This is a genomic window from Paraburkholderia adhaesiva, assembly GCF_021390575.1.
Lineage (GTDB): Bacteria > Pseudomonadota > Gammaproteobacteria > Burkholderiales > Burkholderiaceae > Paraburkholderia > Paraburkholderia adhaesiva.
Window position 1 is genome coordinate 376,610 of the sequence record NZ_JAJEJQ010000003.1, and the last position, 24,720, is coordinate 401,329.

General features: G+C 61.8%; 25 protein-coding genes and 1 pseudogene. 20 read left to right on the plus strand and 6 right to left on the minus strand.

The annotated features are described in order from the left end of the window. The first annotated feature begins 42 nt into the window (after positions 1-42). The 9 genes from L0U80_RS25750 (at position 43) to L0U80_RS25790 (ending at position 10,014) form a co-directional block, all read left to right on the plus strand. Complete coding sequence (locus L0U80_RS25750) at positions 43-2,394, plus strand: HAMP domain-containing protein (protein ID WP_233872568.1); 2,352 nt, start codon at positions 43-45, stop codon at positions 2,392-2,394. A gap of 61 nt (positions 2,395-2,455) precedes the next feature. Beyond that, a complete protein-coding gene (locus L0U80_RS25755; protein WP_233872571.1) occupies positions 2,456-3,157 on the plus strand; it encodes a methyl-accepting chemotaxis protein in 702 nt (233 codons plus the stop codon). Beyond that, on the plus strand, positions 3,154-3,684 hold the full coding sequence (locus L0U80_RS25760) for a hypothetical protein (protein ID WP_233872573.1): 531 nt from the start codon (positions 3,154-3,156) through the stop codon (positions 3,682-3,684). The genes L0U80_RS25755 and L0U80_RS25760 overlap by 4 nt, the downstream gene beginning before the upstream one ends. 41 nt (positions 3,685-3,725) lie before the next feature. Beyond that, positions 3,726-4,091, plus strand: a complete 366-nt coding sequence (locus L0U80_RS25765; RefSeq protein WP_233872576.1) for a response regulator — start codon at positions 3,726-3,728, stop codon at positions 4,089-4,091. Between the two features lie 171 nt (positions 4,092-4,262). Continuing rightward, the gene (locus L0U80_RS25770; RefSeq protein WP_233872579.1) at positions 4,263-5,198 is read left to right on the plus strand and encodes a LysR family transcriptional regulator; all 936 of its coding nucleotides are present in this window, start codon (positions 4,263-4,265) and stop codon (positions 5,196-5,198) included. Between the two features lie 90 nt (positions 5,199-5,288). Then, on the plus strand, positions 5,289-5,717 hold the full coding sequence (locus L0U80_RS25775; protein WP_233873844.1) for a MarR family winged helix-turn-helix transcriptional regulator: 429 nt from the start codon (positions 5,289-5,291) through the stop codon (positions 5,715-5,717). 103 nt (positions 5,718-5,820) lie between these two features. Continuing rightward, positions 5,821-6,921, plus strand: coding sequence for an HlyD family secretion protein (locus L0U80_RS25780; protein WP_233872582.1), 1,101 nt, complete (start codon positions 5,821-5,823; stop codon positions 6,919-6,921). Between the two features lie 14 nt (positions 6,922-6,935). Further along, positions 6,936-8,531 (plus strand): DHA2 family efflux MFS transporter permease subunit, encoded by a 1,596-nt coding sequence (locus tag L0U80_RS25785; RefSeq protein WP_233872584.1) that lies wholly within the window; start codon positions 6,936-6,938, stop codon positions 8,529-8,531. 16 nt (positions 8,532-8,547) lie between these two features. Beyond that, complete coding sequence (locus L0U80_RS25790) at positions 8,548-10,014, plus strand: efflux transporter outer membrane subunit (RefSeq protein ID WP_233872587.1); 1,467 nt, start codon at positions 8,548-8,550, stop codon at positions 10,012-10,014. Between the two features lie 25 nt (positions 10,015-10,039). Here the strand turns inward: L0U80_RS25790 and L0U80_RS25795 are convergent, their stop codons facing one another. Continuing rightward, a complete protein-coding gene (locus L0U80_RS25795) occupies positions 10,040-10,993 on the minus strand; it encodes an AraC family transcriptional regulator (RefSeq protein ID WP_233872590.1) in 954 nt (317 codons plus the stop codon). A 105-nt stretch (positions 10,994-11,098) separates the two neighbouring features. Here L0U80_RS25795 and L0U80_RS25800 point away from each other — a divergent pair, with 105 nt between their 5' ends. The 4 genes from L0U80_RS25800 to L0U80_RS25815 all read left to right on the plus strand — a co-directional run bounded on the left by L0U80_RS25800 (position 11,099) and on the right by L0U80_RS25815 (position 14,969). Continuing rightward, a complete protein-coding gene (locus L0U80_RS25800; RefSeq protein WP_233872593.1) occupies positions 11,099-11,635 on the plus strand; it encodes a carboxymuconolactone decarboxylase family protein in 537 nt (178 codons plus the stop codon). Between the two features lie 146 nt (positions 11,636-11,781). Then, positions 11,782-12,966, plus strand: coding sequence for a thiolase family protein (locus L0U80_RS25805; RefSeq protein ID WP_233872596.1), 1,185 nt, complete (start codon positions 11,782-11,784; stop codon positions 12,964-12,966). 52 nt (positions 12,967-13,018) lie between these two features. Further along, on the plus strand, positions 13,019-13,450 hold the full coding sequence (locus tag L0U80_RS25810) for a MarR family winged helix-turn-helix transcriptional regulator (RefSeq protein ID WP_233872600.1): 432 nt from the start codon (positions 13,019-13,021) through the stop codon (positions 13,448-13,450). Positions 13,451-13,625: 175 nt separating this feature from the next. Then, a complete protein-coding gene (locus L0U80_RS25815) occupies positions 13,626-14,969 on the plus strand; it encodes a TAXI family TRAP transporter solute-binding subunit (protein ID WP_233872603.1) in 1,344 nt (447 codons plus the stop codon). Positions 14,970-14,997: 28 nt separating this feature from the next. Here L0U80_RS25815 and L0U80_RS25820 read toward each other — a convergent pair whose 3' ends face one another. Next, positions 14,998-15,645: a glutathione S-transferase family protein gene (locus tag L0U80_RS25820; RefSeq protein WP_233872605.1), complete on the minus strand. Its 648-nt coding sequence runs from the start codon at positions 15,643-15,645 to the stop codon at positions 14,998-15,000. A 395-nt stretch (positions 15,646-16,040) separates the two neighbouring features. Between L0U80_RS25820 and L0U80_RS25825 the strand changes: the two genes are divergently transcribed. The 3 genes from L0U80_RS25825 to L0U80_RS25835 all read left to right on the plus strand — a co-directional run bounded on the left by L0U80_RS25825 (position 16,041) and on the right by L0U80_RS25835 (position 18,046). Beyond that, the gene (locus L0U80_RS25825; RefSeq protein ID WP_233872608.1) at positions 16,041-16,274 is read left to right on the plus strand and encodes a hypothetical protein; all 234 of its coding nucleotides are present in this window, start codon (positions 16,041-16,043) and stop codon (positions 16,272-16,274) included. A 688-nt stretch (positions 16,275-16,962) separates the two neighbouring features. Continuing rightward, positions 16,963-17,316, plus strand: coding sequence for a hypothetical protein (locus L0U80_RS25830; protein WP_233872611.1), 354 nt, complete (start codon positions 16,963-16,965; stop codon positions 17,314-17,316). 157 nt (positions 17,317-17,473) lie between these two features. Further along, a complete protein-coding gene (locus L0U80_RS25835) occupies positions 17,474-18,046 on the plus strand; it encodes a hypothetical protein (protein ID WP_233872615.1) in 573 nt (190 codons plus the stop codon). 500 nt (positions 18,047-18,546) lie between these two features. Here L0U80_RS25835 and L0U80_RS25840 read toward each other — a convergent pair whose 3' ends face one another. Further along, entirely contained in the window at positions 18,547-19,296 is a 750-nt protein-coding gene (locus L0U80_RS25840) for an SDR family NAD(P)-dependent oxidoreductase (protein ID WP_233872618.1), read from the minus strand. An 80-nt stretch (positions 19,297-19,376) separates the two neighbouring features. On the opposite strand from L0U80_RS25840, the gene L0U80_RS25845 reads away from it, so the two are divergent. From L0U80_RS25845 to L0U80_RS25855, 3 genes and pseudogenes are all read left to right on the plus strand, one after another. Continuing rightward, positions 19,377-19,958 (plus strand): TetR/AcrR family transcriptional regulator, encoded by a 582-nt coding sequence (locus L0U80_RS25845; protein WP_233872622.1) that lies wholly within the window; start codon positions 19,377-19,379, stop codon positions 19,956-19,958. Positions 19,959-20,116: 158 nt separating this feature from the next. Next, positions 20,117-20,629, plus strand: a pseudogene (locus L0U80_RS25850) (tyrosine-type recombinase/integrase); the annotation flags it as partial. A 43-nt stretch (positions 20,630-20,672) separates the two neighbouring features. Continuing rightward, positions 20,673-21,107, plus strand: a complete 435-nt coding sequence (locus L0U80_RS25855; RefSeq protein WP_233872625.1) for a hypothetical protein — start codon at positions 20,673-20,675, stop codon at positions 21,105-21,107. A 127-nt stretch (positions 21,108-21,234) separates the two neighbouring features. On the opposite strand, the gene L0U80_RS25860 is transcribed toward L0U80_RS25855, so the two are convergent. Further along, positions 21,235-21,444 carry a hypothetical protein gene (locus L0U80_RS25860; protein ID WP_233872628.1) on the minus strand — a complete coding sequence of 70 codons (210 nt, stop codon included), beginning with the start codon at positions 21,442-21,444 and terminating at the stop codon, positions 21,235-21,237. A 296-nt stretch (positions 21,445-21,740) separates the two neighbouring features. After that, positions 21,741-22,427 (minus strand): hypothetical protein, encoded by a 687-nt coding sequence (locus L0U80_RS25865; RefSeq protein WP_233872631.1) that lies wholly within the window; start codon positions 22,425-22,427, stop codon positions 21,741-21,743. A 365-nt stretch (positions 22,428-22,792) separates the two neighbouring features. Here L0U80_RS25865 and L0U80_RS25870 point away from each other — a divergent pair, with 365 nt between their 5' ends. Next, positions 22,793-23,803 carry a helix-turn-helix domain-containing protein gene (locus L0U80_RS25870; RefSeq protein WP_233872634.1) on the plus strand — a complete coding sequence of 337 codons (1,011 nt, stop codon included), beginning with the start codon at positions 22,793-22,795 and terminating at the stop codon, positions 23,801-23,803. A 343-nt stretch (positions 23,804-24,146) separates the two neighbouring features. Here L0U80_RS25870 and L0U80_RS25875 read toward each other — a convergent pair whose 3' ends face one another. Beyond that, positions 24,147-24,617, minus strand: a complete 471-nt coding sequence (locus L0U80_RS25875; protein WP_233872638.1) for an Lrp/AsnC family transcriptional regulator — start codon at positions 24,615-24,617, stop codon at positions 24,147-24,149. Positions 24,618-24,720: the final 103 nt, after the last annotated feature.

Here is a 24,720-nt window from a genome sequence, read left to right on the forward strand (position 1 = left end):
AACCATAGCGCGGCCGGCGCGATACGGCCGGGGGTTTTGACCATGACCATACGTCACCGCATTACGCTGCTCATCGTTCTGATGTTCGTCGCGCTGTCTGCCATCGGCGGCTACGCGGTGTATCAGACGCGGCACAGCGCAGCCGATGTCCGCCAGGTCACGCAAGGCGTCGTGCCGAGCGCGCTGGCTTCTTCCGATCTCGTTTCGCTCGTGAAAGACGTGCAGCTGGCGACGATGACGCTCATCTACGCCCCGGATGCGAACACGGAAACGCTCGCACAGGACGAGCTGAAGACCAAGGAAGCCGCGCTGCGCGCCGCGCTCGATGTCCAGCGCAAGGCCGCTGCGAGCCACGCTCAGGACGGCCTCGTCGCGCAGGCGCAGGAGAGCGTCGCGAACTACTTCGCCGCGATCGACGACACCGCGAAGATGAAGGCCGCGGGCAAGGCCGAACTCGCACAGGCGTATCTCTTCGCGAACGTTGCGCAGTATCGCGATGAGCTGGAAGGCATCGTCACCACGATGCGTGTCGAGAAAAACCGCCAGAAAGACGACGCAATCCGCGCGCTGAACGCCACGCTCGATACCACGACGAGTGCCATCGCCGGTGTGACGGGCGGCGCGGTCCTGCTGCTCACCGTGATTGGCCTGCTGCTCTACCGCCAGATCACGCGTCCGCTCTCGCGCATGCAGGCGATGATGAGCGAAATCGCATCCAATCAGGACTTCACGCGGCGCGTGCCGGTGGGCCGCATGGACGAGATCGGCCATTCGATCGTCGCGTTCAACGGCATGATCGAGAAGATCCAGCAAAGCTCTGCACAGCTCGCCCGAAAGACCGCCGACATTCAGGCCATGCTGCAGAACATGCAGCAGGGCATTCTCACTGTCGTGGAAGGCGCGACGATTCACAACGAGTACTCGGCGTATCTGGAAGCGATCTTCGAGACGAACGAGATCGCCGGGCGTCCGCTCATGGACCTCGTGTTCTCGCAATCGAGCCTCGACGCAGACACGATCGCGCAGATCGACGCGGCCGTCGATGCGTGCCTCGGCGAGGACAGCGTGAATTTCGCGTTCAACCAGCATCTGCTCGTGAACGAAATCACGCGCACGATGCCCGATGGACGCGAGAAGGTGCTCGACCTCAGCTGGTCGGCGATCATGGACGAGAACGACATTGTCGTGCGCCTGATGCTGTGCGTGCGCGACGTGACCGAGTTGCGCGAACTCGCGGCCGAAGCGGGCGAGCAGAAGCGGCGTCTGCAGATGATCGGTGAAATTCTCGCGGTGAGTGAAGAGAAGTTTCATCGGTTCGTGGAAAGCTCGAAGGGGTTCATCCACGAGAACGAGCGCATTATTCGCCAGCACGATTGCGCCGACGTGAGCGCCATCGCCGCGTTGTTCCGCAACATGCATACGGTGAAGGGTAATGCGCGCACGTACAGCCTGCAGCATCTCACGGGCGTCGTGCACGAAGTCGAGCAGCGCTACGACGCGCTGCGCCGCGAGGACTCGAGTCACGAGTGGGATCAGCAGGCGCTGATCGACGACCTCGAACGCGTGAAGGCGTCGCTCGAACACTACGCCACGATCAACGAAGTGAGCCTCGGCCGCGGCACGCGCGCTGCGAGCGATGACGGCAGCTTGAGCGTGGCGCGCGAGCAGATCGATACGGCGCTGCGCGCGATCGACGCCGCCGACGAAGACGATCTCGCGTCGCTGCGTGCGATGCGCGAGACGGTGCGCGGGACGCTTTCTCGCGTCGGCACCGAGGCGATGGCCGACGCGCTCGCGGGCGTGATCGATTCACTGCCGTCGCTGGCTGCCGAACTGGGCAAGGTCGCGCCCATCGTGCGCATCGACGACAACGGTTATCGACTGCGTGGCGGTGCCGCCTCGAAGATGAATGACGTGTTCACGCACCTGCTGCGCAATTCGCTTGACCACGGTATTGAAATGCCGGCGCAACGTCGCGCACAAGGCAAGGCCGAAGCGGGGTGTATCGCCGTCGAAGCAGACGTGAGCGGCGGTGCGCTGCAATTGGTGCTCGCAGACGATGGCCGCGGTCTTGCGCTTGCACGCATCCGCAGCATCGCTGTGGAGCGCGGCTGGCTTGCGGAGAACGAGGAAGCCAGCGATGAGACGATTTCCGGCTTCATTTTCCGCGCGGGTTTTTCGACGGCTCAGGACGTGACCGAAGTGTCGGGACGTGGCGTGGGCATGGATGCGGTGCGCGCATTCCTCGAACGCGAAGGCGGCCGGATCGAATTGCGCTTCACGGACAACTGTCGCGGTGCGGACTATCGCCACTTTGAGACGGTCGTTTATTTGCCCGGACAGTGGGTAGTGGGTGGTGCCGTAGCCGAGCGCGAGCAGGCGCTGGCGATCTAGCGTATTTCGGGGGGTAGTGGTGTTGTCGATAGTGTTTGCAGGGGTGGCAGGCGCCGCGCTCATGGCCCTCGCGGCCGCAGGCTTGATTGGCGCGTTGCGTGCGCGCTGGCGCCGCGAGGGCGAAGCGCAGATCGTCACGCACGAGGAAGCGATCGCGCAGGCCGAGGCGCGAGCGAATGAGCGTTTTGCCGAGCGCGCGAGCGAAATCGACGCGCTCGCGTCGCAGGTCGACACGCTTCGCGCCGAACTGGCGCAGCGCAAATCGGTCGCCGACGCGCTTGAAGGCGCACTCGCTGCCGAGCACGCGCGGTGTGAGGACGCGCAGCAACGCGCGGCACGCATTGCCGAAGAGGCCACGCGTTTGCGCCTCATGTCGGCGACGTTCGAGCGCTGGCACGAGCAGATGACCTCGCTCATGGCGCAGAACCATGACATGCACCAGAAGAATCAGGAACTGTCGTCGATCGTGAGCCATGTGCTGATCGTTTCGCTTAACGCGTCGATCGAAGCGGCGCGCGCGGGCGCAGCGGGCCGTGGTTTCTCGATCGTGGCAGGCGAAGTGCGTGCGCTGGCGACACGTTCGCAGGAACTCTCCAAGAGCTATCGCGACAGCCTGAACCGCAATGACCTCATCACTGCTGCGACGTTTCAGGACATCCAGGCAGGCGGCAAGATGATCGCGGCGTCGCTTGCGAGCGTCGAATCGCTGTCGAACCAGCTCAAGACTCAGCTCAAGGAAACGCGCGCCGGGGAGCCCGCATGATCGGCCCGCGTGCAAAGGACAGCATCGAGCGCATTTTCTTTGCGGCTGCGCGCACGCGACTCGTCACCGATGCGCAGCACGTTTGCGAAATTGCTCCGCACGCGAGCCACACAGCGCAGGGCGCGCAGGTGGTGGTGCTCACGATTTCATCGATGCAATTCCGTCTGCTGTTGCTGCTGCACTTCGACGATAACGAAACCATGCGCCGGTACTACGCGGCGGATGCCCAGCGCACGCTCGCGGAAGCATTCATGGAGTTCGGCAATCTCTGTTGTGGCGCGATGAACCAGCAGCTCGTCGCGCACTTCCCGGACCTCGGGATGTCGACGCCCTATACGCTCAGCGGCGAGTGTCTGCCGCATCTGCACGAGCTGAAGCCCGATTACCTTTCGTCGTATGCGCTCGTGATCGACGGCAGCGTGCGGCTCGGCGCGACGGTGTGCGTCTGTTCGCAGACCTCGCTCGACTTCGTCGCGGCCGACACCGAAACGGCGAGCGAAAGCACCGGCGAACTGGAATTGTTTTAATAAAAAAAGTTGTTTTACGCTACGCGAAGGAGAAATCAAAAATGGCGAAAATTCTGATCGTGGACGATTCGAGCACGGTGCGCGACGAAGTGGCGGGTTTCCTGCGCAAGAACGGCCTCGATGTGGACACGGCAGTGGACGGCAAGGACGGCCTCACGAAGCTGCGCGCGAATCCTGGCGTCAAGCTCGTGGTAAGCGACGTGAACATGCCGAACATGGACGGCCTCACGATGGTCGAGAAGATCCGCAGCGAACTCGCGAACACGGCGGTCAATGTGGTCATGCTCACGACGGAAAGCAGCCCGGCGATGAAAGAGCGCGGCAAGGCGGCCGGTGTGCGCGGCTGGATCGTGAAGCCGTTCAAGGGCGACGCGGTGCTCGAGACGTTCCGCAAGCTGGCGGGCTGATATCGCGCGTTCTCCAGCGCCCGAACTGCTCGGGCATCATGGTGGCAGAGGATGGCACGCCGGATTGGGCAGACGATCCGGCAGCGGCGCGCGCCAATGCGGGCATACCCCAGGACAAAAGGAACCGGCTGGCGCTAAGCTAGCCGCAATCCTTTCTATCGCTGCCACGCCATGGACTATATCGACAGTCTGCGCATCTTCCGCTCCGTGGTCGAGGCGCGCAGTTTCACGCGCGCCGCCGACATGCACGGCGTCACGACACCGCTAGTGTCGCGTACGGTTGCCAAGCTTGAAGAGCGCCTCGGCTGCCGGCTCTTTCACCGCACCACGCGCGCGGTGTCGCTCACCGAAGCCGCCGAGCGTTTTTACGAGGGCTGCTGCCAGATACTGGACGACCTCGACACGCTGGAGGCCAGCGCCTCCGAGCAGACGCGCGAGGCGAACGGTGTGTTGCGGCTCGTCGCGCACACCACGGCGACGGTGAGCCGGCTCGTGCCGCTCATTGCGAGCTTCAAGCGAGCGCATCCCAAGGTGAACCTCGACGTGACGCTCACCGAACGTCCCGTCGATCTCGTCGCGGACGGTTACGATCTCGGCCTCGTGCTGCCGTTCATGCTCAACAGCGACACGACCGTGACGCGTCTGCTCGAACGCATCCCGCTCGCGCTTGTGACGACGCCGGGTTACCTCGCGACGCGCCCGATGCCTACGCATCCTGCCGAGCTGGCGCAGCATGTGTTCGTGCTGATGCCGCCTTCACTGCGCAAGCCTTCGCTGACCTTCCGTGTTGGCGACGAGGATGTGACGGTGGCGCTAAAACATGAAGTTGTCTCCAACAACCCGGAATTCAACCGCGAGATGGTGCTGGAGGGCTTCGGCATTGGCGTGCTGCCGGCGGCGCTCGTGCGTGCCGAAATCGAAGAGGGCCGGCTCGTGACGCTGCTCGACGAGTACCCCATCGTCGACGCCCAGATCGAGATCCGCCTTGCCTACACGACGCGCACGCTGCTACCCGCGAAAGTGCGCGCGTTCATCGACCACGCCACTGCGTTTTTCGACGACATGATGCCTGCCGCGCCGGTGTCCGTTGCGGCGAAAGCAAAATGAAGGTTTGAACGCCATTATTGTCGGCGCGTTCACAATTTGATGCCGCGGCTGGCGGTTGTATCTGCCGTTGGCGCCCGCTAATCTGTGCGTATGCACACTTACCCGTCCACGCAGCTTCCCGAACACGACGATTGCTTCGCCGTTCGCCAGGCCGCCCGTCATCTGTCGCAGCTTTACGAGCGGCATCTTTCGGCGGCCGGGCTTACGCCGACGCAGTTCAGCATTCTCGGGATGCTCGGACGCGGTTCCAGTCTGACGATGGCCGAGCTGGCCGCTGCTCTGGTGATGGAGCGCACGACCCTGGTGCGCGCGCTGCGGCCTTTGCTGCGCGGCGGTCTTGTCGCCGACGCCGCGCTCATGCGCCGCCGTCAACTGGCCCTGACGCCGGGAGGGCGCGCGAGGCTCGTCGAGGCGGGTGCGCATTGGCGGGCGGCGCAGGATGAATTCGAGCGCCGCTTCGGTTCGCAACGGGCAGCGTGGCTGCGGCGCGAACTCTTTCGCGTCACGCGCGCGCTTTGAAGCGTGTTTTGAATAACGCTGCTTCGTCGCGCAGCAAACACATAAGGTCGTGTAGCAGCGACATTTTTTTGTCTTCAATAGTGCATATACACAGGTGAGCGCAATGTCGAGTCCTTCTACTCCCGTAACAGACAGGCCGGTCGCCGTGCGTGCCGAGCCGCGCCGGGTGCCGTGGATGGCGCTGGCCGTCGGCGCCGTCGCGGTGGTGCTCGCGCTGGCGGGCGGCTACTGGTTCTTCGTGTTGCGCTTCGTGCAGACGACCGACGATGCCTACGTCGGCGGCAACGTGACGGTGATGGCGCCGCGCGTAAGCGGGTTCGTCGACGAGATTCTCGTGCAGGACAACCAGCGCGTGCACGCGGGTCAGGTGCTGATCCGCCTCGATTCGCGCGACTACGACGCGAAGCTCGCCGAAGCGACCGCGGAACTGGACAGCGCGCGCGCCGCCGTAGCCGAACTGGAGGCGCGCCGCACGTTGCAGGAAGCCGTCATCAACCAGCATCAGGCGGACGTGCGTGCGTCGAACGCCGAGGTGACGCGCAGCGCGCAGGATCAGACGCGCTATCGCGAACTCGTCAAGGACGACGCGGTGTCGAATCAGCTTGTCGAGCGCGCGGACGCCGATTATGCGAAAGCTCAGGCCGGACTGGCCAGCAACGGCGCAGCGGTGCAGGCTGCGCAGCGCGAGCTTGAGGTGCTGGGCGCGCAGATCGCGAACGGACAGGCTCGCGTTTCCACCGCTCTGGCGACCCAGCGGCTCGCGGCGCTGAACGTCGAGTACACGACGATTCGCTCACCCGTCGATGGCTACATCGGCAATCGCTCGGCGCGCGTGGGCACGCTTGCGAACGTCGGCGCGTCGCTTCTGACCGTCGTGCCCGCATCCGATCTGTGGGTGGACGCGAACTTCAAGGAAGACCAGTTAAAGAAGATGCATGCCGGCGACCGTGCCGACGTCGAACTAGACGCGGCCAGCGGCGTGCTGCACGGCCACGTGGAAAGCGTTGCGCCGGCCACGGGCGCGACCTTCAGCGTGCTGCCGCCCGAGAACGCCACGGGCAACTTCACGAAGATCGTCCAGCGCGTGCCGGTGCGCATTCGCCTCGATGTGCCGAAGCAGATGGAAGGCGCGCTGCGGCCTGGCCTCTCGGCGACGGTGAAGGTCCATCTGGCCGGCGCCGAAGAGACGGCGACCACCCACTGAGACGGCAGGCAGACATGAACACGACGCAGACCGCGGCCACGCACGACGCGCCGCTCGCACCGCACCTTCAGCCGCTCGGCCAGCGCGCATTTGCGTTCGGGCTGATGTGCATTGGCTTTTTCATGGCGACGCTCGACATCCAGATCGTCGCTTCCTCGCTGCGCGACATCGGCGGTGGGCTGTCCGCGAGCCAGGACGAACTCTCGTGGGTGCAGACCGCGTATCTGATCGCCGAGATCATGGTGATTCCCATGTCGGGCTGGCTCTCCAAGGTGTTTTCCACGCGCTGGCTCTTCGTTGCATCGGCGGTGGGCTTCACGATCACGAGCATGCTTTGCGGACTCGCCTGGGATATCGATTCGATGATTATCTTTCGTGGCCTGCAAGGCGCGTTGGGGGCAGCGATGATTCCCACCGTGTTCACGACCGCCTTCGTGCTGTTTCCGGGCAGGCAGCGCATCGTGGCTTCGACGACGATCGGCGCGCTCGCATCGCTTGCGCCGACCATCGGCCCGGTGATCGGCGGCTGGATCACGGACCAGTGGTCGTGGCACTGGTTGTTCTATCTGAATCTCGTGCCGGGCATCGCCGTAGCGGCGCTCGTGCCGCGCTACGTGCACGTCGATGAGCCTGATGTTTCGCTCCTCAGGCGCGGTGACTATCTAGGCATCGTGCTGATGTGCGGTTTTCTCGGGTGCCTCGAATACGTGCTCGAAGAAGGCCCGCGCAAGAACTGGTTTGGCGACGACGTCATCGTCGCCTGCGCCTGGATTGCGGCGATCTGCGGCTTTCTTTTCATCGTGCACGCGCTCACCGCGAAAGACCCTGTCGTTGATCTGCGTGCGCTCGTCGTGCGCAACTTCGGCATCGGCAGTCTGCTCTCGTTCGTGACCGGCATCGGGATCTTCGTCGCCGTCTTTCTCACGCCGCTTTTTCTCGCCGAGGTGCGTGGCTTCAGTTCGCTGCAGATCGGCGTTTCCCTGCTCTCGGTGGGCGTATTCCAGCTACTCGCGCTCGGCGTCTATGCGTTCGCCACGCGCTATTTCAGCATGCGTGCGCTGATGGTGTTCGGCTTGTGCCTGTTCGGCCTCGGGTGCTATCTCTACGTGCCGCTCACGCACGACTGGGGCTGGCAGCAGTTCCTGCTGCCGCAGGCGCTGCGCGGCATCGGCCAGCAGTTCGCGATACCGCCGATCGTGACGATGGCGCTCGGCTCGCTGCCGCCCTCGCGCCTGAAATCGGCGAGCGGCCTCTTCAACCTGATGCGCAATCTCGGCGGCGCCATCGGCATTGCCGTGAGCGCGACGATGCTCAACGACCGACTGAATTTTCACTATCTGCGCCTGAACGAAAGCGTCACGCACGGCCAGCCGCAGGTGGAATCGCTGCTCGCGCAGCAGGCGTCGTACTGGACGTCGGTCGCGGGCGATGCACTGAACAGCGGCGCGGCGGGCCTTGCGCGTCTGCATGCGCTCGTGTTTCGCGAGGCGCTCGTGCTGACGTTCTCCGATACCTTCTTTGTACTGTCGCTGTGTTTCGTGGTGGCGCTCGCGAGTGTGATCTTCTCGCAGCCGATCTTGCCCGGCGGTCCGCCCCCTGATGCTCACTGAGCCACTGAGGTCAATCATGCAATCGTCTTCGAATATCAAGCCGTTACGCGTCGCGCGCGCGCTTATCGCGTCGCTCGTGACAGCCGTGTTCGCGGCTTGTGCCGTGCAACCCGCGCAGCACGCGGACCTGCAGGGCGCGGTCCGCGAGACTGCGCCCGTGGCGTGGCGCATCGAGGCGCCGCAAGACGCCGTCGACGCGCAAGCGTGGTGGGCGCAGTTCGGCGACCCGACGCTCAACGCGCTGCTTTCCACGGTGCTGCAAGGCAATCTCGATCTGCAGGCGGCAGCGGAACGCGTGAAGCAGGCGCAGTCGATTACGACACAGAAGCACGCGGCGCTGCTGCCACAACTCGACTTCACGGCGCACGCCGCGTATACGCGGCAGAACGTGCCGCCGCCGCTCGGCTACGTGAAACAGGCGGGAGCGGGCCTGGCGCTAAGCTGGACTCCCGACGTGTTCGGCGGCGAGCGGCTCGACCTGCTCGCTGCCCAGGCGAATCTCGTGGGCCAGCAACACGCGCTGGACGCAGTGCGACTCGCGCTCGCAGCCGATGCGGCATCGGCTTACGTCGATCTGCGTTGGGCACAGGCCGAACTGAAGATTCTTCAGGATAACGTATCGATCAGGCAAAGAGCACTCTCGCTCACGCAGGATCGGTTGAAATACGGCCTCTCTACGCAACTCGATGTAACGCGTGCGCAGACGCAGCTAAGCGAACTGCAGGCGCGCATTCCGCGTGCGCAGGCGAGCATCGATCATCAACTGAACCTGATAGCCGTTTATACGGGGCGCACACCTGAATCCGTCGCGCAGCTTGCTCTGGCGGCGCCTGCGTCCATTCCGGCCGCGCCGGCGAGCGCGCCGCAACTGCTGCCTTCCCAAGCGCTACTGCGCCGCCCGGACGTGCAGGCGGCATATGCAACCGTCGAGCAGCGCGCCGCCGAAGTGGGCGTCGCGCGTGCAGAGCGTTATCCGAAGTTCTCGCTGAATCTCGCGGACGGTGTGCTGGCCGCGTCGTACCTCGGTATGCCGGCGCTGACCGACAACCTCTTCAGCGCGGCGATCGGCGCGACGAGTCCGATTTTCAACGCAGGCCGTATCACGGCTGAAATCGACCAGAGCGAAAGCCGCATGCGTGAGTCGCAACTGAACCTGCAGCAGACGATGCTGCAGGCGCTGCGCGAAGTGGAGGACAGCCGCACCGACCTCGTGAGCACGACGGGCCAGACGCAGCAACTGAACGATGCAGTCGCGGCGTCATCGCAGGCGCTCAAGCTCGCGAACCAGCTCTACAAGGGCGGGGCAGCCGACTTTCTCGACGTGCTCACGGCGCAACAGACCTATCTCGCGGATGCGGACCTGCTCAACGAAGCGGAGCGCGACCACGCGCTGGCGGCGGTGGCGCTTTACCGGTCGTTGGGTGGCGGCTGGAGCCAGAGCGGCGACGTGATCGCCAGGACCGACGATGCGCCGCGCAGCTAAACGTGTAAAAGCGGTGAACGAGCGCTTAGGCGCGAGCCGCCGCGCGCCACTGTGCGGGCGTCATGCCCACCTGGCGTTTGAATACCCGCTGAAATGCGGCATCGGACTGATAGCCCACCGATTCGCCGATCTCGGCGACGGGCTGGTTACCTTGTGCGAGCAGGCGGCCTGCAAGCGTCATGCGGATTTCGGTGAGCACATCGGCGGCCGAGCGGCCGATCGCCTCGTCGAAGTGGCGTGCGAACGTCGCGCGCGACATGTGGCACAACGCGGCGAGTTCGGGCAGCGTCCAGGCGCGGCCTGGGGCTTCGAACATCGCGTCGATGGCCGGCTGCAGGCGCGGACGTTGCGCGAGCGCGAGCAGCCCGCGCGGCGGCGTCTTCGCGTCGCTCGCGTAACGCAGCGTAAGCGCGAAGAGCGCACCCGAAAGATGGTTCACGAACGATTCGCTGCCGGGGCCCGCTTCGAGCGCTTCGTCGCGCATCAGAGCGATCAGGCGCACGAGGCGCTCGGGCGCGTCACCGCCTTCGCGCGCGCTGTGCACGATAAGTCGCGCGGGCAGGTTGTCGCGCAAGAGGCGCTGCGGGACGGCGGGCAGCAGGAAGCGGCCGCAAAGCAGATCGGCGACGGCGCCGCTTCCGTGATTCGTTTCGACTGCGAGGCCGTTCTGCATTCGCTGTTCAGTGGCCGCTGGCGCCTTGCCGCTGCCGTCGTGCAGGGCGTGCGCGCCGCCGGACGGAAAGAGCACGATGTCGCCCGCTTGCATCGCGACGCTCGCACCGTGCGCATCCTCGATGACGGCCTCGCCGGCGAGCAGGACGTGGTAGGGAATTTCTCGCGCGTCGGCGTCTCCCTGTTCGATGCGCCACGGCGCGCCGTAATGGCAGCGCACGTCGAGGCGACCGGAGACGGGCATGAGCGCGAGTAATCGGCTGAGCAGGTCCATGGCGGGGGCGGTTGGCGTGAGACGAATGGGCATGAATTCGCGTCATTCTGGCATTAAAAACGTCGACGTGCACGACTAGACTGCCATCACGCCATCGACGATGGCTGTGCCAATTCTCTCAACAGCAAGGAGTCGAACATGTCCCGTCTTACCGCCATCCAGCCCGAAGTCGCCACCGGCGCCGCAGCCGAAATCTTCGCGAAGATCCGCAAGGCCGTCGGCAAGGTGCCGAACGCTTACGCGACTATCGGCACGCACAGCCCCGAAGCGCTCGGCGCGATGCTCGGTGTCGAAGCCGTGATCGCGGCCGGCACGCTTTCCAAGGCCGATGTCGAAGCCGTGAAGCTTGCCGTGAGCGAGGTGGCCGGTTGTGACTACTGTGTCGCCGCGCACACGCTGGCGGGCAAGTTCGCAGGTCTCGCGCCGGAGACGATGAAGCAGATTCGCGCAGGCTCGCCTACTGGCGACGCGAAGCGCGATGCACTGGTGCACTACGTGCGCGTCCTCGTGACGACGCACGGCACCGTGCCCGAGAACGAGGTGAACGCGATTCGCGAAGCCGGTTACACCGAGCGCCAGATCATCGAAATTGCGCTGGCAGTGGCTTCGATCACGTTCACAAACCTCGTGAACCGCGTGAACGATACGACGCTGGATTTTCCGGCCGTGGCGTAAGCGCATTTGCCAACCTGCGGGCGTCGACGACATAAAACGTGCCACACCGGACGAAGTTTGCTTCGACCAAAGCGTTTGAATGTGTGCATATGCATACATAGAATGAAATCGACATCCGCAGTTTTTGTTTCGTGGAGGGTAGCAAGATGAGCACGCGTGAAGTGGTCTTGTGTCAGCCGGTGCGTACGGCAATCGGTGGATTCAACGGTGCGTTGAAAGGCACGCCGGCGACGGCATTGGGAGCGGTGGCGGTGCGCGAGACGCTCGCGCGCGCGAAGCTCGATCCAGCGCTGCTCGGTTCGATCGTGATGGGCAACGTGATCCAGGCGGGCAACAAGATGAACCCCGCGCGCCAGGCCGAGCTAGGCGGTGGTGTGCCCGTGTCGGTGCCCGCGCTCACCGTGAATCGCGTGTGTGGATCGGGCGCGCAGGCGGTGGCGAGCGCGGCACAAGAAGTGCTGCTCGGTTTTACCGATGTCGCGCTTGCGGGCGGCATGGAAAACATGGACCGTGCGCCGTATCTGCTCGACGGCGGCCGGTGGGGTTATCGCATGGGCAACGCTCAAATCCACGACAGCATGTTGCGCGATGGCCTTGTCGACGCGTTTTCGGGCGAGCATTCCGGCTGGCACACCGAAGACCTCGTGACGAAGGCGCAACTCACGCGCGAGCAACAGGACCGTTTTGCCGCGCGTTCGCAGCAGCGCTTCGCGGCCGCGCAGGCCGCGGGGCGCTTCAAGGAAGAAATCGTCGGCGTGGAAATGAAGGGTAAAAAGGGTGTCGAAATTTTCAACGTGGATGAAGCGCCGCGCCCCGACACGACGTTCGAAACACTTGCGAAGCTGCGCCCCGCATTCCGCCCGGACGGCACGATTACGGCGGGCAACGCACCGGGACTGAATAGCGCAGCGTCGGCGATGCTCGTGGCCGACCGGGCGTTCGCCGAGGCAAAGGGTATCGAACCGATGGTGCGGCTCGTGTCGTGGGGCGTCGCGGCAGTCGAGCCCGGCATGTTCGGCCTGGGTCCCGTGCCGGCGGTGAAGCTCGCGTTGGAGCGTGCGGGCTGGTCGCTTGCCGACGTCGAACGCTTCGAAATCAACGAGGCCTTCGCAGCCGTGCCGCTCGCGGTGATCGCACAACTCGGTATTCCCGAGGACATCGTCAACGTGGAAGGCGGCGCGGTCGCGCACGGCCACCCCATCGGCGCGACGGGTGCGATTCTCACCACAAGGCTCACGTGGTCGATGCAGCGTGATGGCATCCGGCGTGGCGTCGTGACGCTTTGCATCGGTGGCGGGCAGGGTATCGCGCTCGCACTCGAGAAAGTATGATGAACGCGCGCCGCGTGGCGCGCGATCGATGAAGTGAAGGGAGGTGAAGGCAATGACGAAGCGGACGATTCGCGAGGAGTGCAACTGTTTCGCGCTGCGGCAGGCTGCGCGATTTGTTACGCAATTGTACGAGCGTCATCTCTCGCAGGAGGGCGTTACTGCCGCGCAATTCACGATCCTCTCGCGTCTCGCGAGCCGGCCCGGCACGAGCGCCGCAGAAATGGCCGACGACCTCGTCATGGACCGCACCACGCTCGTGCGCGCACTGAAGCCGTTGCAGCGTGACGCGCTGGTGGTCGCGAGCGCATCGGAGCAGGATACACGCATGCTGGTCTATCGCCTCTCGGCGAACGGCCAGCGGCGCTACGAACGGGCGCGTGTGCTGTGGCAGGACGCTCAGGCCGAGTTCGAGCAGCATTTGAAGCGCGATCGTGCGAAGGCCCTGCGCGCCGAACTGTTTGCGCTGACAAAGTCGACTGCCTGAAGTGCAGCTTGTGGCGCTGCTTGCGCCACGACCCGCGCACGGCGCAGCGCCAAAAACCGTCCGATCTGGCGCGAAAATGGCATCATGACGTTTCCACTGTCGGCCGGAGTGAGTGCTTTAACGCTTGCTTCGGTCCCATCCAGGGTTGAGTCTGACGCATCGCCGCCGGGTTCTCATGAAACGACATCGACTGCCGCCGCATTTCCTGCGCGACCAGGACCATCCCGCCTGGCGCGATCTCGCGCTCACCACGTTGCCCGTTGCCCTCTTTTGCGCGATTGTCATCGCGCTTGTAGTGTGGCTCGTCAATCCCGCACCGCCGCGCACGCTCACGATCAGCGCTGGACCGCGGGACAGCTCGCTGATGCAGATGGCCGACGCCTACCGGACGATCCTCGCGCGCAACGGCGTGAAGCTCAACGTGATCGAATCGGATGGCTCGGTGCAGAACCTCGAGCGGTTGCTCAACCCGAAGTGGAACGTCGATGTCGCGTTCGTGCAGGGCGGCGTGGCCGAAGGCAAGGACGTCAGCTCGCTGATGTCGCTCGGCAGCGTCACGTATGTGCCGCTGGTGGTGTTCTATCGCGGCTCGGGCCTCACGCAGTTGTCGCAACTCGAAGGCAAGCGGATTGCCATCGGCCGCGAAGGCAGCGGTACGCGGCTTCTCTCTCTCAAGCTGCTCGACGCGAACGGCATCGACCCCGGCGGCAATACCACGCTTTTGCCGCTCGACGGCCTGCAGGCGGCGACTCAACTCGTCTCCGGGGACATCGACGCCGCCATGCTGAGCGGCGACTCCGCCACGCGCGCGCTGATGTTGCGATTGCTGACGATTCCCGGCATCGCCGTGATGAGCTTCGACGAATCGTCCGCGTATACGCGGCTCTTTCCGTACCTCGAAAGCTTTGACCTGCCGCCGGGTGTGCTCGACCTGCGCTATCGCATTCCTCCCGACGTGGTGCACCTGGTTGGTCCGACCGTGGAAATTGTCGCGCGCGATACGCTGCATCCGGCGATCTCCGATCTGCTGCTGGAAGCTGCCGGTGAGGTGAATGGCGCGCCGGGTCTGCTGCAACGTGCGGGCGAATTTCCCAACACGTCGGTACACGACTTCCGCATCGGCGAGGATGCGACCCGCTACTTCCGCTCGGGCAAGAGCTTTCTTTATCGCTCGCTGCCATTCTGGCTGGCCAGCGTCGCGGACCGGCTACTCGTGCTGCTGCTGCCGCTCGCCGTGCTCGTAATCCCGGCGCTGCGCACGATTCCCGCGCTTTATAGCTGGCGCGTGCGTTCGCGTATTTATCGCTACTATGGCGCGCTCATTGCCATCGAACGCGATGCGCTAAAGCACAAGAGCGAGGAAGAGCGGCGCAAGCTGGTCGAGGAACTTAATGAAATCGAGCGATCGTTGAATACCCTGCGGATGCCGCTTGCTTTTGCCGATACGTTTTATGTGCTGCGCGAGCACATTGGCTTCGTGCGGGCGCATCTGGTTGCGAATGAGACGGTGACGCACTGAGTGAAACGAGGGTGAATGCCGCCCGGCGTCATTCAGATTGCGAGCTGACCGGGGGCAGTTCAGGCGCCTCGAGCCCCGCGAATGGATCCCTCCAGGCGGGGATCTCCATGAGGCGCGCATGCCAGGCTTCGACGCGAGGAAAGTCGGCGAGCGGCAGGCCGGCAGGTTCGGCGAACGGGAGCACGCAAGCGACGCGAAAATCGGCGTAGGTGACCTCGTCGCCGACCAGCCAGTCCCTCTCCGCGAGATGCTGCTCCAGAATCGCGGCCGAGGAAGCGAATTCGCTCAATCCCTCATCGACGACCTCGCGCCTGATCGGCCCCAAGCCGTAACGCTGCTTGGTCACCCGTTCGAAATGAACCATGTCGCAGGCACGCACGAAGTTCCAGTAGCCCCAACTGATCCAGCGAATGAGGTCCGGCATCGTGCTACCTGTCGGCCAGAAGTCCGACCCGGCGAGACACGAGAGCCGGCAGGCGATCGCGTCCGCTTCCCACAGCGTTGTCTCCCCGTCGACCAGAATCGGAACGCGCTGGTTTGGATTGAGCTTGAGGAACTTCTCGCGCTCGCCCGGCGCGAACGGGGAAGCGAATTCAAACTCGACCGGCGAGTTCAAATGGCGCGCCACGGATACGGCGAGGCGCGGATTATAGTTGCGGCTGAAATAAAGCTTCATGGCGCGTTTGCTCACGAGGGATAGGTTCGGTCTCTTTCTTGATGAACGCCTGCTTGAAGGTATTCGACGATTCTACGCGCGCCGATGAAAAGGGACGCAGTGGGAGTAAATGGCGACCTGTTTCCCTCCCTCGAAATGCCGTTGGGTAGACGCCGATAATGGTTCGGACACGTTCATCAAATTCGACGCGCGCCGTTTGACGGAGCATTAATGCAGACTTGGGTACACCGCACGTCGATCCGATGCCAATCGTACGAGCGCGCGGTCGCACTGCTGGCCGCAATCGACACTAATTCGTTTTGCGACGTAACGATCGGGCGACCGGTTGAGCCGGAACTGCTGGTCGCCTCGATTGCGCCATGACCAGGTGGTAGTTCGGTTGCCTGCATGTCGTCATGCCGCGTCTGCAAATCGTGCCGGGCAACGAGCGGGATTTCACGCCACCTGTCCCCGTCAATGCTGTCTTCCGCCCGGAATACGGAATCGAGCCGGTGCTCATGGAAGGGCACTCGGCTCCTGGCGTGCAGCAACAATTGGGACAGTTGATTGCGCTGATACGCCAGCATCCGATCTGGCGATCAATACTGACTCTGGGTCAGCACGTTGTAAAACTGACGATGCAGGGCTAAAGAATCCATTTTGCGATTTTGCTTGAAGCGGGACAGGCATGCCCTCAGTCGAACGCGCTCGATGCCAGACCCTAAATAGTCTCGACTGGCTGAATAGCCCGCGCCGAGACAAAGCACATGGCCATCGAGCGCTAACAGGGGAACAGCGCAAACGCAACGCTGATTTATTCCACGCCGAGTTGCATCTGGCAGAAAATCCGACAGCGTATCAGCAATTCGGGGTGACAGACGGCGCAACGATCGCCCACGTAAAACACTGAACTTCGATACACCGGCTGAACGATTCCATCAGGTTGTTGCATTGACCGGTTGAATCTGCAGGCGGTTACGGCCGTCGACGTTGGGCAGTTGCCGGCCATCATGAGCCATCTGCGGGAGGGTATGCCACGACATTCGAATGTCGGTAGCGCGACGGACAGCAGCCGTCCAGCCGGTCTCTCAAGTTTGAAATTCAGTTGCCGTAGTAAGTAACGACTGGATCGTTCTATGTCTGTATCGCGGCGCGGCCCAGGCTTCCTGGCGGACGGCGAGATCCGCGTATGCGCGTTGCATCCTCAGCTGCCCTGTTCGACATCTTGTACAACGGTCGCGCGCGGTTCCAGTGGATGCGTGGCTACCCTCATCGACCGGTCGCTCACTTCGTTAGCGGCAGGAGATGTAATTTCAAACCAGATCTCCGAGAACACTTTTGAAAAAATCTTTCCTTGTGCTGTTGTTTGCTTCGTCTCTTGCCGGATGTGCGGTGTCATTTGGGCCGGGCGAGGGTAACGCCAAGCTTGCAGACGCTTCCCAACAATCGCTTCAGAGCGAGTTTGCAGTGGGAGTTGCGTCGAGAGATGACGTGGCGTCGAAACTCGGTGCGCCGGATTCGAAGGCGACTGCCGGGAGTTTCGAAATCTGGACCTATCGTTACGTCAGGCGTGCAGCCGTTGCCATTATTGTGGTTGCCACTCCCGTTGGGACGACAAAGACGGCAACTTTTTATTTTGACGAAAAGACCGGGCTTCTCAAGGGGATCGAATTTGAATCCCATCACGGTTGATCGCGAGCTCGCGGCGCCGAATGGCGGCATGGTTTTGTGACGCGAATAAACAATGAGGCTCCAATTGGTACATGGGCGTGCAACGAATGACAGGAACTCGTTGCACGCCGGGTATCGACGAGCGCATACCAGGAATTTGAGTACCGGGGGAAAGCGAATGTCCATGAAGTCCGTCGCGACAGTGGCCAGCACCGTAGCAGTGTTGTCCGCATGCTCGTTCCTGCAACCAGCCCACAATGTGACGCAGGCCAACCCGCCCTATGATCCGGCTACGCAGGCACGTGTTCGTATCCTCGCAGGGAATGGCACTGGCGTGGCTAACATCTGGAAGAACAGTACTTGTTATACAAACTCCCTTCACGATCCGGAAAATCTGGTGCGCGTGAATGACGGTTTTTGGGCCGCGTGGAAATATTCATCCACTAGCGTCATGATCGGGATGCCGCCCAGTCCGCGCAAAGGAATGCGCCCAGATGGGCTCGATTTCAAGGACTTTATCAAGGAGTACGTCGTTGATGCTAATGTTCCACTCACGTTGCAACTAGCATACGGAAACGGGTACGTCTCATGCAGTCCGCCTAAAGCGACGTTCATTCCGCAGGCTGGTCAGGATTACGACGCATTTCTAGACTGGAAGGACCGTTCCTGCTGGGTCGCGGTTCGCCGTATTGACGCTCGCGGCTCAGACGATCAGGTACCGGTGGAGCGAGCAACGAAATGCGCCGACTAGGTCGCGCGCAGAGTAGGCTTGTTTTCGGTAACCGCAAGAATAGCCCGAGGCCATGGGTGGAACCGCGACGGTTCAATGTCTTTTTCACGAACCTGCTCTCATCTTTCGATTATGAGTGGGGCACGTGGCCCGCAGCGTATTAGCGTGCCTGGTATCGCAGTCGTGGGCTTGATCCGCTCATTAGGCTTCGCTCCATGAAGGTACGTTCCATACTGGCGGAGTCACTCATAGTCGAGAGCGGGCAGCCTGCTCCGGGTTGCCTACGGAAGTTCGACACGGCACATGTGTTGTGCGTCCGCTCGACTGCTGTCGAATTTCCGTGTTCGGCCAGAAGCCGGCTCCCGTCTTCCTGATTTGAGCGTCCGCAAGTCGCAGACAAACGGACGCCCGGCGCTTCACGTTAGAAGGCACAAAAGGCCAGGCAACAGCGACCCGACACAGTCGCTAAATCTCGCCTGGTCGCTGCGGTAATCGGCGCGACAGTAGCATTAATTAACGGTTCAAACGGCGAGTGAGCCACCGTCCACGAAGAGCTCGACGCCCGCGATATAGCTGCTTTCGCTTGACGCCAGGAAGAGCACCGCGCGCGCGATCTCATCCGGTTGCCCCAGACGCCCCAGCGGTACGAGCTGCTTCAGCACGTCTTCAACTCCGGGGCGCGAGTCGAGGTAGGTCCGCATCGGGCGTGTCTCGGTCCCGCTCGGCGAGACCACGTTGACGCGGATGCCTCGCTCCTTCAGGTCGGTTGTCCAGCTTCGTGCGAACGAGCGCACTGCCGCCTTGCTCGCGTTGTAGAGCGACTGACCGGGAAAACCTTTGCTGCCAGCGACCGAGCCATTAAGGACGACAACCCCACCCGATGAAAGTAGAGGCAAAGCTTTCTGCACGGTGAAGAGCAGACCGCGCACATTAAGGCCGAAAAGGCGGTCGAAGCCTTCCTCGTCAATCGTGCCCAGCGGTCGCGGCTCGGCTTCGGAGACACCGGCGTTTGCGAAAACAACATCGAGCTTGCCGTGGTCGCGCTGGATGCGCTCATAGAGTCGATCAAGGTCGGCGAGGTTGCTGGCATCCCCCTGAATGCCTACGGTACCGTTGCCGATTTCTCTTACTGCTTCGTCGAGACGATCCTGCCTGCGACCGGTGATGTAGACCAGCGCGCCCTCGGTCGCGAAGTGCCTGGCGGTCGCCAGGCCGATGCCCTCGCTGCCGCCGGTGATTGCCACAATCTTGTTTTCGAATCGCCTTGTCATATCAGCCTCTGTTTAAGTGGAGTGTTGCTCCACTTAGTATATGGAGGCATCATCCACTTTTCAAGAGGAACCAGGCAAAGATGAAGAGCAAGCTTTCCGCGACCGACGAAGCGCCGCTGCGTGCCGACGCAGCCCGCAACCGCGAACGCATCCTCGAAGCGGCGGACGAGCTGTTTCTCGAACGCGGCGCTGAGGCTTCACTCGACGATATTGCGAAGCGTGCCAAGGTTGGCATCGGTACGCTCTATCGTCGCTTCCCGACGCGCGACGCGCTGCTCGCCGCGACGAGTGATGAGCGCCTGCTGTCACTCGCCGAGGCGAGTCGTGCAAGGGATGAAAAACTTGAGCCGAGCGCTTCCATACGCGCCTTCGTCAAGGAACTCGTGAACCACGCGAGCCACTATCGCGGGCTGGCTGCGTTGCTGGGAACGGTACTCCAGGAAGATACGCCGGGCTGTCACGCGGGGCGTGAAGAAGGACGCCGGTTGCTCCAGCGTGCCCAGAAGGCGGAAGCTGTCCGCAAGGACGTCTCTTTCGACGATCTAGTCTGTATGGTCACGGCGATCTCTCTCTCCATCGAACACGGCGGCTCATCGAAATCGCGTGTTGCCCACCTGGTGGACATCTTTCTCGACGGCATTTTCAACACTTCGGCAACGTGAAGGCTTTAACCGCTCCGGATTTTGGACAGTCGGCAGGTGGCCGCGAGAGGATCTGAAGCGGACTTTCGCTGGAAGACCGTCGGGGTCCGCTCCGGTTCGGGTAGCGACCGCCCGAGGAGGCGCACACTCAGTCTCCCTTCGCCTGAGAGGCGATGGTCATGGAATCCGGGAACGTAGTCGTTGGCCACCGTGTGCCATGGAACAAGGGCAAACTAACCGGGCAAACGCTGCCATTGAAATTCCGGGAAATCCGGGCGATCCGGACGAGGCTTCAGATGGCTTCGAACGTTGGTGAGTTCGCGATGTTCAATCCTGCAATCGATAGCGAACTTCGAGCGTGTGACCTTACGCGGTTGCAGGTGCAGGACGTCCATCGCGGCAGCCACGTGGCCTTCAGGGCCACAGTCATGCAGCAAAAGACCCGGCAGCCGGTCTAATTCGAAATTACGGAACAGACCTGTGAGAGCCTCGAAGCGTGGATCGAAGCGCGAGGACTGACGTCTGCGGACTTTCTATTCGCGAGCCGGTTGCATACGTCACCGCATCTGTCGACGCGGCAATACGCCCGGCTGGTACATCGCTGGATCACATCGATTGGCCTCGACGATACCGCATACGGTACGCATACGATGCGCCGCACAAAAGCTTCGCTGATCTGTCGCGAATCTCGCGAGCGGCCGACGGGCGCGCAACTTGCGCCGACCAGGAGGGAACATGAAACGTTTCATTGCGAGGCTCGGAATGAGCATTACCCCGATGCTGGCGCGGGGCACCGCGGCAGGCGCGGTTCTGCTGGTGTCCTCCGTCTTTTTCCCGTCAGCGTATGCCCAGCCCGTTACCACGGGTCCACTTAGCATCGCCGGGTCGGCAGTCGTCCGCGGGCCGTTGACCGTCGATGGCTCGCTGACAGTCGCTGGTGACATCTACGCCCGCGGGCCGATCACGGCGGACTGGATTGAACGGATTCCGCCCAACGATCCCGCCGTACGCAGGCGCGGGGGAGAAAACATGTTCGATGGTCCGCTCACAGTGCACGGCCCGCTGATCGTGCACGGCGATCTGGAAGTGGATGGCCCGATTACCGTCGGTGGCCCTGCCGGTGCTGTCGGGCGCGTGCATGCCGAGGGGCCGGTTACCGAGCGCCGTTGAATGTGCGTCGTGCGAGATGTCTGGGGGTCTGTAGCGTTTGGCAGCTTGCCGCCGGTTGAATCCGTCGCCGCGAATGGTCGATCCCCAAAGCGCGGCCGCTGACCAGCACGCTCTTATCAAATCGCGGCTAGCGCCGTCCGCTGCGGCCCCATACGTAGCGCACCCACCGTTGCCACCGGCTTTGCGGCGGAGCGGACGAGTTGTGCGCAGCCTGCGCTTCGCGGTCGCGCCGGACGGACTTCTGCACCTGTTCGTGAATCTGCCGCAACGTCATTCCGCCTGGGCCCTTCAGCTTATCGGGATCCGAAGTGGAATCGAGATCAGGATCGTCTGTCATGGGAGTCGCCTGTTTCTGATGGGGCGACTTGATCTTGATACAGATGCCCAGTTGCAGCAAGCATGTCGACGCGGCGTAGTCCAATCCGCGTGAAGACACGACCGACGTCGCCCAACGTCCGGATCCACAGTACATGTTTCGCAACCGACGAACCGGATCCGGTGCACAGGACCGCGTGCGGCCAGGAACCCCCGGCTGTCCTACCGTATTGCATGGCAACAGGTCCGCCCGGAGCGGTCGTCCGTAAAGACTCTATTGAAGAACCTGGATGAAGCGGTTTGTCCGCTGCATTGATCCTAGCGGGCAACTAGATGAAGCACTGCCATCAGCAACGCAAAAGGGAGAATAAATCCAGCTACTCGCGCGAATTTTCTTAAAGCCGCGGGCCCCCATGCCATCCTGCCTTCTGAGCGTCCAGGCAAGCTCCCACGTTCTCCGAGTGCCGTAAGTCGTGCCGCAACAACAGCGAGATTTGCAGAAAAAAGCTCCCCTCTCGTCGCGTCACCATCGATTGAACGATCATAAACACTGACGCGGGCAGAAAGTCGAGAACCAGCCCATTCAATTGAGTACGCGTACCCTTCGAGTAAAACGCTTAGCGCGGCGCACAGTTCGTTATCGCCAGCAAACAAGTCGATCCACCTATCGATGTCTTTACCCCAGACATAAGGGCCGGTTCTGATTTGTCGACCAGCGAGGAAAGGGAGCACGCTGCCTACTATCTTCCGTTCTTTCTGGGAAAATCCAATGTCGACTTTCCCGTTAAACATTACCGATACGTACGCGACACCCAGGCTACGAAACCTGTCGAATCTGGCGTTACGGGTGTGCGCGGTTTCGTCGCGTTTTCGCAATTTTGTTTTCCCGGTCTGATTTGCCGTTAAAGCGATCTTTATTTGCCAGCCCGGTACTGCCAAAAAGTAACCGACGATCCAGCGGGTAGCGAACAGAGGGGCTCGCACCGATACATCCGGCGAAGCCAATCACGACCACCGACTCGAATCCGGCAGGTAGCGGTCATTCGCCTCTTGAGTTCAATTGACCGCTTCGGGTTGGGCGCCCCGGAATTGGAAACGCATCTGCCGTTATCGTGAATTTCACGCGCGTTTCATCCAGACTAGACCCGCGCAGTACTACCTGCTGCCGTTTCCGGGCTGATTCCTGCGCGCTTTCGATTTGCCGCTAGGATCACATAAAGTAACGCTCAGGAATTGACCGCCCGTCCCGAAAAGCTGATCATTCGTTCCGTCTAGCTTTGTTTAACGCCTTCTATCGTCCGGAACCGGACGGGATTCCGCCGCGAGAGGGCCGCACAAACAGGGATGCCTTGAGTGCCCAGGTTAGCGTAATGATGAAAGAAATACTAATTTCCTCGGAGAGCATCGAACCCCGGCAGCGCACCGAATACTGCATCGAAGTATTCAGGCCGTTGCACATGAGTGCGCCACTCGACGACCCGGGGCTCAAGATAACGCTACGTGCGCAAATGCGTGGTCCGCTCGAACTCTGGGAGACACAGTTCAACTCGCAGCAGTACCAGCGCGATTTGCGCACGATTGCGCGAAGCGATGCCGACACTTACGTGGTGATTGTCGTGTGCTCGGGTGACGGTGCCGGCGACTTCAACAATACAAATATTGCGTCACAGTCCGGCGATATCGTCATTGTCGACTCGACGCAGCCTTATCGCAGCCGCGTCGATGCGGGCAAGCGTCTCGTCGCCGTGGTGCCGCGGGCACCGCTGGAAAAACTGATTGGAAGAAGAAATCTGCATGGTGTCGTGCTAAAGGCCGGGCAACCCATGACGACACTGATAACCGACTATCTGAAGGGGCTGCAGACGCTCATCGGCCAGATGACCGGTGACGAATTGGCCGGCGCGCAAGATGGAATGTATTCGCTACTGGCGGGTGGCCTCTCAGGCAAAGGCAGTGAATATGCCGATGCGACTGCAATTGCAGCCCTGTCGCTTAGACAGAAAATTATCGATCTTATCGACCAGCATATTACCAACCCGGAATTGGACGTCGATTTCTTGATGCGATATTCCCATATATCGCGATCCAATTTATATCGAATATTCGAAACCGATGGGGGAATTGCCCGCCTCATTCGCGAAAAGCGACTTGATCTGGCTTATCGCCTTCTGTCTGGATCCACTTCTGAGACCCGCACCAAATCAATCACGATTATTGCCGGCTACTGCGGATTCTCCAGCTACGAGCATTTCACGCGGGCATTCAAGGCACGTTTTGGAATTACCCCGCGGACAGCGCAAAAAGAGAAACCCTCGTTCTCCATTCCATCTTCCAGGAGCTTTGATTCGTATAGATTTTTCAAGGTTATGGCCGACAACTGAATGAGTGGTCGCCTCCAAACAACCCCGAAGACCATCCAGAGCCACTTACGTGGGCGCCATCACGGATGGCAAGCGGGTTCTCCAATCAGTTGCACGTGAAGGCGGCGTGCTTATGTCCGGCACGTTGATACAGGCTGCTCGGACTGCTGGCCTCGCCCTGGCATCAAGGACGAACAGGACGGGATTGCCTCGTTCGAGGAGTGACCGGTCGCGGGACGACTGAGACTGAGTGTTCCTTCCGGGTCGATCAGTCACGCATGCGATACGTCCGCTGTCCCTGGCACGCCTTGTCGCCAGAAATCCTCCGCACCGCATTCGGCAATATCACCAATCCCATTCCGCTCTACGGCGCAAGAAACACGGGCAACGGCCGGCTGCCCGCATCAGCCGACAGACTAATCAGGGTATGGACTTCCTGCACCATCGGAAGCGTGGAAAGCCGGTCTGCCAGGAGACGGCTGTACGCATCGAGGTCGATGGTGACGATCCGCAGAAGAAAGTCATACTCGCCGAGGACCGTGTGTATCTCGAGGATTTCCGGATACTGCTCAACCGTCGCCCTGAAAATCTCACCGGCCCGCTCGCTGTGTTTGTTCAGCTTTACCTGCGTGAACGTCTGCACGCTCAGTCCAAGCTTTGCGCGGTCCAGGACGGCAACTCTTCGCACGATGACCCCGTTTTTTTCGAGTCTCTCGACGCGCCGCCATGCCTGCGATTGAGACAGGCCAACGCGCTCACCTAGCTCACTCATCGGAAGCGTCGCGTCCATCTGGAGCGTTGCAAGGATTTTTCGATCGAACTGGTCGATTTGCATAATTTATTCAGAGCGCTGTGATCAGACGAAACAAATCGACGAGGATGGCCGTATGCTTCGTTAAAAATGCATGAACTTTGCATGTTATTGAGACTAGCATAGA